The sequence below is a fragment of the Delftia sp. PE138 genome (assembly GCF_018320755.1).
In the GTDB taxonomy this organism is placed as follows: Bacteria; Pseudomonadota; Gammaproteobacteria; order Burkholderiales; family Burkholderiaceae_C; genus Comamonas; species Comamonas tsuruhatensis.
Genome location: NZ_JABEPN010000001.1, coordinates 1,579,000 through 1,591,566 on the forward strand (window position 1 = coordinate 1,579,000; position 12,567 = coordinate 1,591,566).

General features: G+C 68.1%; 9 protein-coding genes. All 9 read right to left on the minus strand.

Annotation, left to right across the window (positions count from 1 at the left end):
• Positions 1–25 precede the first annotated feature (25 nt).
• The gene (locus HFGMBDPB_RS07110; RefSeq protein ID WP_212645122.1) at positions 26–703 is read right to left on the minus strand and encodes a carbonic anhydrase; all 678 of its coding nucleotides are present in this window, start codon (positions 701–703) and stop codon (positions 26–28) included.
• Positions 704–717: 14 nt separating this feature from the next.
• Positions 718–1,539 (minus strand): peptidylprolyl isomerase, encoded by an 822-nt coding sequence (locus tag HFGMBDPB_RS07115; protein WP_212645260.1) that lies wholly within the window; start codon positions 1,537–1,539, stop codon positions 718–720.
• Between the two features lie 112 nt (positions 1,540–1,651).
• Entirely contained in the window at positions 1,652–2,389 is a 738-nt protein-coding gene (gene narI / locus HFGMBDPB_RS07120; protein ID WP_017405247.1) for a respiratory nitrate reductase subunit gamma, read from the minus strand.
• A complete protein-coding gene (narJ, locus tag HFGMBDPB_RS07125; RefSeq protein ID WP_212645123.1) occupies positions 2,386–3,099 on the minus strand; it encodes a nitrate reductase molybdenum cofactor assembly chaperone in 714 nt (237 codons plus the stop codon). Before narJ ends, narI begins: the two co-directional genes overlap by 4 nt.
• A gap of 11 nt (positions 3,100–3,110) precedes the next feature.
• On the minus strand, positions 3,111–4,652 hold the full coding sequence (gene narH / locus HFGMBDPB_RS07130) for a nitrate reductase subunit beta (protein ID WP_212645124.1): 1,542 nt from the start codon (positions 4,650–4,652) through the stop codon (positions 3,111–3,113).
• Positions 4,653–4,670: 18 nt separating this feature from the next.
• A complete protein-coding gene (locus tag HFGMBDPB_RS07135; RefSeq protein ID WP_016446635.1) occupies positions 4,671–8,525 on the minus strand; it encodes a nitrate reductase subunit alpha in 3,855 nt (1,284 codons plus the stop codon).
• A 47-nt stretch (positions 8,526–8,572) separates the two neighbouring features.
• Positions 8,573–10,033, minus strand: a complete 1,461-nt coding sequence (locus HFGMBDPB_RS07140) for an MFS transporter (protein WP_043820416.1) — start codon at positions 10,031–10,033, stop codon at positions 8,573–8,575.
• A 16-nt stretch (positions 10,034–10,049) separates the two neighbouring features.
• Entirely contained in the window at positions 10,050–11,372 is a 1,323-nt protein-coding gene (locus HFGMBDPB_RS07145; RefSeq protein ID WP_212645125.1) for an MFS transporter, read from the minus strand.
• A gap of 156 nt (positions 11,373–11,528) precedes the next feature.
• Positions 11,529–12,491, minus strand: a complete 963-nt coding sequence (locus HFGMBDPB_RS07150) for a helix-turn-helix transcriptional regulator (protein WP_212645126.1) — start codon at positions 12,489–12,491, stop codon at positions 11,529–11,531.
• Positions 12,492–12,567: the final 76 nt, after the last annotated feature.

The window sequence follows — 12,567 nt, forward strand, 5'->3', positions numbered from 1 at the left end:
GCCGTCCCTGGCACTTGCTCGGGCCTCAGTCGACAAGCACTTGTCCATCATGCTCCACGTAGGGCGGGTACGGCCCGGTGCCGCTGTGCGGAGCTTGAGATGCCGCAACAAAGCGGCCGGTCTGGACATCGAAGACATGGACTTCGCCATCTTCGATGACATAGTGCCATCCGTGCAGGCTGAGCTGCCTGGCCTCTACCCGCGATCGCACCATGGGATAGTCCATCAACCGTTCGAGCTGCAGCACGACGGCGCGCTGCTCGGTGCGGCGCAGCGCCTCGGGGCCAGCCTGCACGGGCAGCACGGCCTCGCGGCCCAGGTCCAGCCAGCGCTGCAGGTTGCGTGCCTCGGGCGAGACTTCTCCATACAGGGCCTTGATGGCCCCGCAGTGGCTGTGGCCGCAGACCACGATGCGGCTGACCTGCAGGTTGAGCACGGCAAATTCGATGGCCGCCGCCGTGCCGTGGTGGCCGTGCGATCCGTCGTACGGCGGCACGAAGGCGCCCACGTTGCGCACCAGGAACAGCTCGCCCGGCGGCGCCCCCGTGAGCAGGTAGGGAACCAGGCGCGAGTCCGAGCAGCCGATGAACAGCGTGGTCGGATGCTGGCCCTCTTCGACCAGGGTGCGGAACTGCGCGCGGTACTGCGGGAAGGCGTGCTCGTGGAAGCGCCGCAGGCGCTGCAGCAGTTCGTCGTCGGGCATGGGCACGTCCCCCGCTATTGCACCAGCGGCGAGTCGGCCGCAGCGATGCGCACGCCCACCACCTCGGACTGGCCGGCCAGCAGCTGCAGGTACTGGTGGAGCGCGCTCACCCAGGTCTGCTGGTGCAGGGCCTGGGCGACGGCCGGGCGCGCCTGCTGCCAGTCGGGCAGAACGCCCGTCTCGCGCGCGCAGACCTCGACCACGTGCAGGCCGAAGCGGCTGAGCACCAGGCGCGACAGCACGCCGATTTCCTGGGAGGCAAAGACATCGCGCGCGAATTCGGGCGCGCAATCGCTGCGGCCCAGCCAGCCCAGTTCGCCGCCGTGCTGGCCGCTGGGGCAGTTGGACCATTGGCGCGCGGCCTCGGCAAAGCGCAGGCCGGCGTCGTCGGCACAGCGCAGCTCGATCAGCAGGGCCTCGGCCCGCTGGGTGAGGGCACGCACGTCCACGCCGGGCGTGACGGCAAACAGCACGTGGCTCAGGCGCACGCGCTCGCCCTGGGCGAAGCGCGCGGGGTTGGCATCGAAGTGGCGGCGGCAGGCGTCCTCGCCGGGCTCGGGCAGGTGCAGCGATTGCTCCAGCAGCTGCTCTATGGCCTGGGAGGCGCGCTCGCTGATGACGCCGTCGTCGCCGGCCGCATCATCGGCGCCCAGCAGGCCTTCGCGCTGGGCCGCCTGGCGCAGCAGCTCGGTGCAGGCGCGCTGGCGCAGTTCGCGCTCGGGCGGACGCTGTCCGGGTGCGTGCAGCGGCGTGTGGTTGATGCGGGCCACCTCGGCACCGGCCTCGCCCACGGGCTGGAAGGCCGGCACTTCGGGAATCGCCGGGAGATCCCCCATCGGGGCAGAAGAAGAAGAAGAAGAAGAAGAAGAAGAAGAAGAAGGGGTTGAAGACGCGCAGCCGCAGTGGCCGCCGCCCGATCCGTTGCATCCATGTTCCATGTCGATCTCCTCAATGGCCGGGCTTGGCGTCACGGCGTGCCGACGATGCGGGCAGGCCCAGGCGGCGCGAGCGCACCAGCTGGTAGGGGCGCAGCAGGTAGACCAGGGTGCCGAAGCCGCTCCAGACGTGGACCAGGCGCGTGAAGGGGAAGACCAGGAAGATGCTCATGCCCAGGAACATGTGGGCCTTGAACACCCAGCCGGCCTCGGCCAGCAGTTCGGCCGCGCCGCCACGGAAGGTGACGATGCGCTGCGCCCATTCGGCCAGGGCCATCATCATGGAGCCGTCCATGTGCCTTGCCGACAGCGGGATGGTGGCCAGGCCCAGCAGCAGCTGCAGCCACAGCAGCCAGAGGATGGCGATGTCGCTGAACCTGGAGTGGGCGCGGATGCGCACGTCCGACAGCCGGCGGTGCAGCAAGATGGTGAGGCCGATGAAGCCCAGCGTGCCCGCGATGCCGCCGCTGACCATGGCCAGCAGCTGCTTGGCGCCTGCGGCCATGAATGGCTCGTAGACGAAGTGCGGCGTGAGCATGCCCACGGTGTGGCCGAAGAACAGGAACAGCACGCCGATGTGGAACAGGTTGCTGCCCCAGCGCAGGCTGCCGCTGCGCAGCAGCTGCGATGAATCGCTCTTCCAGGTGTACTGGTCGCGGTCGAATCGCAGCCAGCTGCCGATGAAGAACACGGCCAGGCAGATGTAGGGGTAGAGGCCGAAGAGCAGGTGGTCTATCCAGGAGGGGGTCATGTCAGGCTCCTTTGGCGGGGTACTTGGGCTTGGGGCGCCGCCGTGCGGCGCACGAAATGCACGGGCTGCTCGGCGCCGGGACGGGATTTGCCCTGGCTGCTGCAGCCGTCGAAGGCGGCGGGTTCGGCCCAGGCCTCGTCCATGGCGGGCTCGGGGCGGATTTCCACGCGCTCGGCCCTGTGGCCGGTGATCTCCAGCACGGCCGCGATCACGCTGGCGTAGGGGCTGTCGCGCCGCGCCAGCGCCGTGAACAGGGCGTTGAGGATGTGGGCCATCTCGCCCAGGAATTCACGGGCGATGGCCGGCGGCTGGGTGGAGGCGAACTCCAGCACCACGGCCAGGTGGTCGGGCAGTTCGTCGGCCTCGAAGGCCAGGCCCGCGCGCTCGTAGGTCTGCTGCAGGTCGATCAGCGCCGGGCCCCGGTCGGCCGAGTCGCCGTGCACATGCTCGAACAGGTGCAGCGAGGTCTGGTGGCCCCGGTCGAAGGTGTCCACGTAGCGGGCCTCGGCCTCGAAGGGGTCCATGGCCTGCAGCTGCTCGGCCAGCTGCTGCAACTCGCGCAGCCGCGCGGGCGCCACGGATTGCTCCAGGCGCAGGGCGTCGATCAGGCCCGGCAGCAGGGCGCGCAGCTCGGCGCCGGGGTAGCCGATGAGGCAGGCCAGCGCGCGCAGCGTCAGGCGCACGGGGGTGGAAGTGTTGTGATTGAACATGGCGGCAGTCCTCACATTTGCGCGCGGATGGGGATGGTGCGCGGCTTCTTGCCGCCGAACAGGCTGGCGTCGGTGCTGCCGTCGGAGCAGCCGTTGCCGAACGAGAAGCCGCAGCCGCCGCGCAAATCGAACGCGCTTTCGGCGTATTCGCGGTGGGCCGAGGGGATGACGAAGCGGTCCTCGTAGTTGGCGATTGCCATGGTCTGGTACATGTCCTCGACCTCGTGCACCGTCAGTCCCGCGTACTGGAGCACGGCCAGGTTCTGTTCCTGGTCCACGTGCTTGCTGCGCTGGTACGCGCGCATGGCCAGCATGCGCTCGAGCGCGCGCACCACGGGCGTGGTGTCGCCGGCGGTGAGCAGGTTGGCCAGGTACTGCACGGGGATGCGCAGCTGCGAGACATCGGGCAGGTCGCCATTGATGGGGCTGCGGCCGACACTGTCGAGATGCCCGGCGTTCGCCGCCGAGGTGATGGGCGACAGCGGCGGCACATACCAGACCATGGGCAGGGTGCGGTACTCGGGGTGCAGCGGCAGGGCCACCTTCCAGTCCACGGCCATCTTGTAGACGGGGCTGGACTGCGCGGCCTCGATCCAGGCGTCGGGGATGCCGTCGATGCGGGCCTGGCGGATGACCTCGGGGTCATTGGGGTCCAGGAAGATGTCCAGCTGCGCCTGGTAGAGGTCGCGGTCGCGCTCCACGCTGGCCGCTTCCTCGATGCGGTCGGCGTCGTACAGCAGCACGCCCAGGTAGCGGATGCGGCCCACGCAGGTTTCGGAGCAGACGGTGGGCTGGCCGGCCTCGATGCGCGGGTAGCAGAAGATGCATTTTTCGGCCTTGCCGCTTTGCCAGTTGTAGTAGATCTTCTTGTAGGGGCAGCCCGAGACGCACATGCGCCAGCCGCGGCACTTGTCCTGGTCGATGAGGACGATGCCGTCCTCCTCGCGCTTGTAGATCGAGCCCGAGGGGCAGGACGCCACGCAGGCCGGGTTCAGGCAGTGCTCGCACAGGCGCGGCAGGTACATCATGAAGGTGTTCTCGAACTGGCCGTAGATGTCCTTCTGGATCTGCTCGAAGTTCACGTCATGGCTGCGCTTGCTGAATTCGCCGCCCAGGATTTCCTCCCAGTTCGGACCCCATTCGATCTTCTCCATGCGCTGGCCCGAGATCAGGCTGCGCGCGCGCGCCGTGGGCGCGGCCTTGCTTTCCCTGGCCGACTGCAGGTGCTCGTAGTCGTAGGTGAAGGGTTCGTAGTAGTTGTCGATCTGGGGCAGGTTGGGGTTGGCGAAGATGCGCATCAACAGGCTCCACTTGCCGCCCTGGCGGGGCGCGATGGAGCCGTCCGTGCGGCGCATCCAGCCGCCGTTCCACTTGGCCTGGTTTTCCCACTCGCGCGGGTAGCCGATGCCGGGCTTGGTCTCGACGTTGTTGAACCAGGCGTATTCGACGCCGGGGCGGCTGGTCCAGACGTTCTTGCAGGTGACGGAGCAGGTGTGGCAGCCGATGCACTTGTCCAGGTTCAGCACCATGCCGATCTGTGCGCGGATTTTCATCGTGTTTCTCCTTGTTGTTCAGGCATGGGCGGCTGCGCCGGCCTCGGCTTCGTCATCCAGCCAGTCGATGCGGCGCATCTTTCGGACCAGGACGAACTCGTCGCGGTTGGTGCCGATGGTTCCGTAGTAGTTGAAGCCGTAGCTGTACTGCGCGTAGCCGCCGATCATGTGGGTGGGCTTGAGCACGATGCGCGTGACCGAGTTGTGGATGCCGCCGCGCGTGCCGGTGATCTCCGAGCCCGGCGTGTTGATGGTCTTCTCCTGCGCGTGGTACATCATCACCATGCCCGGCTTGACGCGCTGGCTGACCACGGCCCGCGCCGCGATGGCGCCGTTGGCGTTGTACAGCTCCACCCAGTCGTTGTCGGCGATGCCGGCGCTCTTGGCGTCGTCCTCGCTGAGCCAGACGATGGGGCCGCCACGCGCCAGCGTGAGCATCATCAGGTTGTCGCCATAGGTGGAGTGGATGCCCCACTTCTGGTGCGGCGTGATGAAGTTCAGCGCGATCTCGGGGTGGCCGTTGGGCTTTTGGCCCTGCACTTCCTGCAGCGCCTTCATGTGCACGGGCGGGCGGTAGCTGACGAAGCCCTCGCCGAAGTCGCGCATCCACGGATGGTCCTGGTAGAACTGCTGGCGGCCGGTGAGGGTGCGCCATGGGATCAGCTCATGCACGTTGGTGTAGCAGGCGTTGTAGCTGACCTTCTCGCTTTCCAGGCCCGACCAGGTGGGCGAGCTGATGATCTTGCGCGGCTGGGCCTGGATGTCGCGAAAGCGGATCTTCTCGTCCTCGCGGTGCAGGGCCAGGTGGGCGTGCTCGCGCCCCGTCTGCTTCGACAGCGCCTCCCAGGCCTTGACGGCCACGTGGCCGTTGGTCTCGGGCGCCAGCATCATCACCACCTCGGTGGCGTCGATGTCGGTGACGATGCGCGGGCGGCCCTGGCTCACGCCTTCCTCGCGCACCAGGCCGTTGAGCTCGCCCAGCTGCTCCACCTCGGTCTCGGTGTTCCAGCCGATGCCCTTGCCGCCGTTGCCCAGCCTGTCCATCAGCGGGCCCAGGGCCGTGAAGCGCTTGTAGAGGTTGGGATAGTCGCGCTCGACCACGGCAATCTGCGGCGCGGTCTTGCCGGGGATCAGGGCGCACTCGCCCTTCTTCCAGTCGCGCACGCCATCGGGCTGGGCCAGCTCGGCGGGGGTGTCGTGCATCAGCGGCGTGAGCACCACGTCCTTTTCCACGCCCAGGTGGCCCACGCAGACCTCGCTGAAGGACTTGGCGAAGCCCTTGTAGATCTCCCAGTCGCTCCTGGCCTGCCAGGCCGGGTCCACGGCCGCCGACAGCGGATGGATGAAGGGGTGCATGTCGCTGGTGTTGAGGTCGTTCTTCTCATACCAGGTGGCCGTGGGCAGGACGATGTCCGAGTACAGGCAGGTGGTGCTCATGCGGAAGTCCAGCGTGACCAGCAGGTCCAGCTTGCCTTCGGGCGCCTTGTCGTGCCAGCGCACTTCCTGCGGCTTGGCCGAATGGCCGGCGCCGGGCCGCCCCAAGCCGGCCGCCCCCTGGGGGGAGGCGCGCAGCGCATCGGGGGGGTCTTGTTCTCCAAGGTCTTTTCCTTGCACGCCATGGGTGGTGCCCAGCAGGTGCTTGAGGAAGTACTCATGGCCCTTGCCCGAGCTGCCCAGGATGTTGGAGCGCCACACGAACATGTTGCGCGGCCAGTTGGCCGGGTGGTCGGGGTCCTCGCAGCTCATGGACAGCGAGCCGTCCTGCAGGGACTGCACCACGTGGTCCTTCACGTCCAGGCCCTGGGCCTGGGCGTCGCGCACCAGCTGCAGCGGGTTGGCCTGCAGCTGCGGGGCGCTGGGCAGCCAGCCCATGCGCTCGGCGCGCACGTTGTAGTCGATCATGGCGCCGCCGTACTGGCTGCGGTCGGCCAGCGGGGACAGCACCTCTTCCACGCCCAGCTTCTCGTAGCGCCACTGGTCGGTGTGGGCGTAGAAGAAGCTGGTGGAGTTCATCTGGCGCGGCGGGCGCAGCCAGTCCAGCGCAAAGGCCAGCGCGGTCCAGCCGGTCTGCGGGCGCAGCTTTTCCTGGCCCACGTAGTGCGCCCAGCCGCCGCCGCTCTGGCCTATGCAGCCGCACAGCATCAGCATGTTGATGATGCCGCGGTAGTTCATGTCGCAGTGGTACCAGTGGTTCATGGCCGCGCCGATGATGACCATGGACTTGCCGCGCGTCTTCTCGGCGTTGTCGGCGAACTGGCGCGCAATGGCGATCACCTGGTCACGCGGCACGCCGGTGATCTTTTCCTGCCAGGCCGGGGTGTAGGGCGCATCGGCGTCATAGCCGCCATCAGCGCCCTCGCCTTCCAGGCCACGGTGGATGCCGTAGTTGCCCGCCAGCAGGTCGAACACGGTGGCCACGATGGCCTCCTCGCCGTCCAGCACCATGCGCGAGACGGGCACGCGGCGCAGCAGCACATCCGTGCCCTGCTCGTTGGCGTCGAACCCCGGCGACTGCAGGCCGCCGAAGTAGGGGAAGGCCACGTCGGCCACTTCACTGTCCACGCCCTGGCCGTCCAGCACCGAGAGCTTGAGCTGCACGTCGTTGCCCGTGCGCGCCTCCTTGGATTCGAGGTTCCACAGGCCCTCGTCGGCGCGGCCGGCCTCGCCCCAGCGAAAGCCGATGGAGCCGTTGGGCAGGGCCACGCCGCCGTCCTCGCCGTAGGCCACGGTCTTCCACTCGGGGTTGCTGTCCTGGCCCAGGTGGCCGTCGAAGTCGCTGGCGCGCACATAGCGCTCGGGAACCAGGGCCGTGCGGCCGTCGGGCAGTTGCTGGCGCTTGAGGCGGATCAGCAGCGGCAGGTCGGTGTAGCGGCGCGCATAGTCCTCGAAATAGGCCGGGCGGCCGCGCTCGCCGAAGTAGAACTCCTTGAGGATGACGTGGCCCATGGCCATGGCCACGGCCGCGTCCGTGCCCTGCTTGGGGTGCATCCACAGGTCGGCCAGCTTGGCGACCTCGGAGTAGTCGGGCGTGACGGCCACGACCTTGGCGCCCTTGTAGCGGACCTCGGTGAAGAAGTGGGCGTCGGGGGTGCGCGTCTGGGGCACGTTGGAGCCCCAGGCGATGATGAAGTTGGAGTTGTACCAGTCCGCGCTCTCCGGCACGTCGGTCTGCTCGCCCCAGGTCTGGGGGCTGGCCGGCGGCAGGTCGCAGTACCAGTCGTAGAAGCTCATGCACACGCCGCCGATCAGGCTCAGGTAGCGGCTGCCTGCGGCATACGAGATCATGGACATGGCCGGAATCGGCGAGAAGCCGATGATGCGGTCCGGCCCGTGCTTCTTGATGGTGTAGACGTTGGCCGCCGCGATCATGCGGTTGACCTCGTCCCAGCTGCTGCGCACGAAGCCGCCCAGGCCGCGCTGCTTTTGCCACTCGCTGCGCGCATCCTCGTTCTCGACGATGGCGGCCCAGGCATCGACCGGGCTCCTGGCCACGGCCAGGGCAGCGCGCCAGTGCTTGAGCAGCCGGCCGCGCACCATGGGGTATTTGACGCGGTTGGCGCTGTACAGGTACCAGCTGTAGCTGGCGCCGCGCGCGCAGCCGCGCGGCTCGTGGTTGGGCAGGTCGGCGCGCGTGCGCGGGTAGTCGGTCTGCTGGGTCTCCCAGGTCACGATGCCGCCCTTGACGTAGATCTTCCACGAGCACGAGCCCGTGCAGTTCACGCCGTGCGTGGAGCGCACCACCTTGTCATGCGCCCAGCGGTCGCGGTAGGCGTCTTCCCAGGTGCGGTCCTCGCCCGTCACCTGGCCATGGCCGTTGGAGAATTCCTGCCGGGGCAGGGAGAAGTAGGAAAGCTTGTCCAGAAAATGGCTCATCGCGGGACTCCTTGTTGTTCGTTGCGGTGCGGTCTGCGGCCCAAGGCTCAGCAGGGCATCTCGGCGTTCCTGCGCGCGTAGTACCACCAGGTCACGCCCACGCACAGCACATAGAAGGCGGCAAACACCCACAGCGCCAGCTCGGGCCCGCCCGTGGCGGCGATGGAGCTGCCGTAGCTCTTGGGGATGAAGAAGCCGCCGTAGGCTCCCAGCGCGCCCGCAAAGCCCAGGGCGGCCGCGCCTTCGGTATTGCCCTCCTTGAGGGCATGGGCCTGGGCTTCCTCGCTGGGATGGGCGCCGAGCTCGCGCTGCTTGAGGGCCAGGAAAATCGCCGGGATCATGCTGAAGGTCGATCCGTTGCCGATGCCCGTGGTCAGGAACAGCACCAGGAACATCAGGAAGAAGCCCATGAAGCTGCCCTCGGCGGGACCGAAGCCCAGCGCGTAGCCGCCGCTGCCCTTGGGCAGGAAATACAGCACGCCCACCACGGCCACGGCCATGACGAGGAAGTTCCAGAACGTCACGCGCGCGCCGCCCGCCTTGTCGGCCAGCCAGCCGCCAAAGGGCCGCGACAGCGCGCCCAGCAGCGGGCCCAGCCAGGCATAGGCCAGCGGATTGACCGCCGGGAACTGGCTCTTGATCAGCAGCGGAAAGCCGGCGGCAAAGCCGATGAACGAGCCGAAGGTGCCCAGGTACAGCAGGCACATCACCCAGTTGTGCTTGCGCCGGAAGATGGCGGCCTGGGCCGCGAAGCTGGCCTTGGCGTCGGCGATGTCGTTCATGCCGAACCAGGCGGCCAGCGAGGCGATGGCGATCCACGGCACCCAGATGAAGGCCGCGTTCTGCGCCCACACCCGGGTGGTCTCGCCGGCCTTGGTGATGGTCTGCGCATCGCCGCCGAAGACGCCGAAGATGCCGGCCGTGATCACCAGCGGGCTCAGGAACTGCACCACCGACACGCCCAGGTTGCCCAGGCCCGCGTTCACGCCCAGGGCCGAGCCCTTGCGCTCCTTGGGAAAGAAGAAGCTGATGTTGGCCATGCTGGAGCTGAAGTTGCCCCCGCCCAGGCCGCACAGCAGGGCCAGAATCAGCATGGTCGGATAGCCGGTGCTGGCGTCCTGCACGGCGTAGCCGATGCCGATGGCCGGGATCAGCAGCGAGGCCGTGGACAGCGCCGTCCAGCGGCGCCCGCCCATCAGCGGCACCATGAAGGAATAGAAGATGCGCAGCGTGGCGCCCGACAGCGCAGGCGCCGCCGCCAGCCAGAACAGCTGGTTGGTGGAGTAGGTGAAGCCCAGCGCGGGCAGGTTCACGGCCACCACGCTCCAGACCTGCCAGATGGCAAAGGCCAGGAACAGGGCGGGCACCGAGATCCAGAGGTTGATCCTGGCGATGGCCTCGCCCTCGCGCTCCCAGAACTGTTTGTCCTCGGGGCGCCAGAGGGTCAGCACGCTGCCGGGGCGGCTGCGCGCGGATGCCTTTGCGGCGGTCTTGGTGTTCGCATGCATGTGCAACTCCTGCGGTTCAGCGCGCGGTCGGCTGCACATCGCTGTGGCCGCCGTGGCTGTTGAGCACGTCGGTGCGGCGCACCTCGGTGAAATACATCCAGATCAGCGACACCCAGACCACGCCGTACAGCAGCATGAAGGCGCTGGAGCGGATGCCCGTCCAGTCCAGCAGCACGCCGAACAGGATGGGCAGGATGAAGCCGCCCAGGCCGCCGGCCAGGCCCACGATGCCGCTGATGGCGCCGATGTTTCCGGGGTAGTCGTCGCTGATGTACTTGAAGACGCTGGCCTTGCCGAAGGCCATGGCAATGCCCAGCACGAACATCAGCGCGGTGAAGGCATAGACGTTCAGGCCCAGGTGAAAGCGGGTGCTGCCCTCGGTGGTGAGTACCGTGAAATCCGTCTGCGGATAGGACAGCAGGAACAGGCAGATCCAGCACACCCACAGCACCCACCAGGTCACGCTGTGCGCGCCGTACTTGTCCGACAGCCAGCCGCCGATGGCGCGCAGCACGCCGCCCGGCAGCGAAAAGCAGGCCGCCAGCAGGGCCGCCACGCGGATGTCCAGGCCGTACTCGCCCACGTAGTACTGCACCATCCACAGGCTCAGCGCCACATAGCCGCCGAAGACGATGCTGTAGTACTGGCAGTACTTGAGCACGCGCGGGTCCTTGAGCGCCTTCAACTGGTCGCTGAAGCGCACGTTGCTGGGCACCAGGTGGGCCGGGTCGCTGTGGCTGAACAGCCAGAACAGCACCAGCGCGCCCAGCATGATGGCCGCATAGGCATGCGGCACGGCGGCCCAGCCGAAGGCCACCAGGATCACCGGCGCCACGAACTTGTTGACCGCCGCGCCCGAGTTGCCCGCGCCGTAGATGCCCATGGCCATGCCCTGGCGCTCCTTGGGAAACCAGCGCGCCACATAGGGCGTGCCCACCGAGAACGAGCCGCCCGCCAGGCCCACGAACAGGCCGATGGTCAGGAAGTGCCAGTACTCGGTGGCATAGCCCATCACCCAGATCGCGGGCACGGTGACGGCCATCAGCACCGCCATCACGATGCGCCCGCCGAAGCGGTCGGTCCAGATGCCCAGCGGCACGCGCACCAGCGAGCCCGTGAGCACGGGCATGGCCGTGAGCAGGCCGAACTGCGTGGCGTTCAGATCCAGCATCTTCTTGATGGGGATGCCGATGATGCCGAACATCATCCAGACCATGAAGCAGACCGTGAAGGCCAGGGTGCTGACGGCCAGGACCGACCAGGCCTGGCGGTCGTGGCGTGTGCCTGTGCTGGTGCTCTTTCGGGGGTCGCCCTGTGCGGTGGGCGCTGTGTTTGCCATTTTGTTTTCCTCGTGGGGGCTATGGCATCCATGGTCCCGCGCGAGGGCCGCGCCGCACATCCGCCAGCCGTACGCTCGGACAAGGCGGAAGAACTAGGAGCGCGCAGGCGGGCCTAGTTCCAAAGAACTATCGAGGACAAAAAGGCTTGACGCAGATCAGGAGCGGCGGCCGAAGACCGATTTCGGGCTGCGCCCGTAGAACCGCGTGAACGCGGCACTGAAGTTCGACGGATGGGCATAGCCCACCTGCCAGCCGGCCTGGGCGACCTGGCAGCCGGTCTCCAGCAACGCCCAGGCGCGGCGCATGCGCAGCTCCAGCAGCAGGGCCTGGGGCGTGGTGCCGAAGACGGCGCTAAATCCCTGCTTGAGCCGGTGCTCGCCCAGGCCCACGGCGGCGCTCAGGTAGGCCAGGGTCAGCGCGCGGTCCATCTGGGTGGACAGCAGTTCGCGCGCCTGCTCCAGCCGGGCCAGTTCGTCGGCCGACCAGCGCGGTGCCGCCTTGGCCGGCTGCGGCGCAGGCGCGAGATGCCGCAGCTCCAGCGCGGCCAGGCTCAGCATGGCGATGTGGCGGTCCAGCGCATCGGTGGGCTGGTGTCCGGGCGGCTGGGCCAGGCGCCGCGCCAGCGCCAGGCTGGCCGGCAGGCTGGCACGGTGGTCCAAGGGCCGCACGCCGGCCGCGCCGTCCACCTGGGTCAGGCGCTGCGAGAGTTCAGGCCCCAGATAGCGGTCCAGCGCCGCGCCCGACAGCAGCAGGCGCAGCTGGCGCACGGTCTGGCCTGCCGCATAGCGGCGCTCGCCCTGGCTGCCGCGAAAGGCTGCCAGCGTGGTCCGCCCTGCGCCGAAGCGCAGCGCCGCGCCCGTGCGCGCCACAAAGCCCGATTGCCCGGCCAGCCCCAGCGTGATGACCAGGGTGCGGCCCTGGTCCGAGGCATCGGCCTGCACGCTGTCCTCCACCAGGTCGCGCAGCGGGCAGTAGTGCGAGCGCGCCAGCACGATGCCGTCGCCCAGCGTGAAGCGCTCCGCATGGCAGTCGCCCAGCTCGGCGGGCAGGGCATGCCGCGTCCAGCCCGGCGCACAGGGCTGGGGCAAGGCAAGCGAGGAAGGGATGCGGGAGGTCATGTGAGAGGGATGGATGCGCGCTTCGCATAGGAAACGCTCCGGCGCGCATACGTTTTCAAATGATAGCGATTCTCAT

Bases quoted from the DNA above. Each gene is read 5' to 3' on its own strand.
- HFGMBDPB_RS07110 (WP_212645122.1), bottom strand. From the start codon at position 703: ATGCCCGACGACGAACTGCTGCAGCGCCTGCGGCGCTTCCACGAGCAC.
- HFGMBDPB_RS07140 (WP_043820416.1), bottom strand. From the start codon at position 10,033: ATGCATGCGAACACCAAGACCGCCGCAAAGGCATCCGCGCGCAGCCGC.
- HFGMBDPB_RS07115 (WP_212645260.1), bottom strand. From the start codon at position 1,539: ATGGGGGATCTCCCGGCGATTCCCGAAGTGCCGGCCTTCCAGCCCGTG.
- HFGMBDPB_RS07150 (WP_212645126.1), bottom strand. From the start codon at position 12,491: ATGACCTCCCGCATCCCTTCCTCGCTTGCCTTGCCCCAGCCCTGTGCG.
- HFGMBDPB_RS07145 (WP_212645125.1), bottom strand. From the start codon at position 11,372: ATGGCAAACACAGCGCCCACCGCACAGGGCGACCCCCGAAAGAGCACC.
- narJ (WP_212645123.1), bottom strand. From the start codon at position 3,099: ATGTTCAATCACAACACTTCCACCCCCGTGCGCCTGACGCTGCGCGCG.
- narH (WP_212645124.1), bottom strand. From the start codon at position 4,652: ATGAAAATCCGCGCACAGATCGGCATGGTGCTGAACCTGGACAAGTGC.
- narI (WP_017405247.1), bottom strand. From the start codon at position 2,389: ATGACCCCCTCCTGGATAGACCACCTGCTCTTCGGCCTCTACCCCTAC.
- HFGMBDPB_RS07135 (WP_016446635.1), bottom strand. From the start codon at position 8,525: ATGAGCCATTTTCTGGACAAGCTTTCCTACTTCTCCCTGCCCCGGCAG.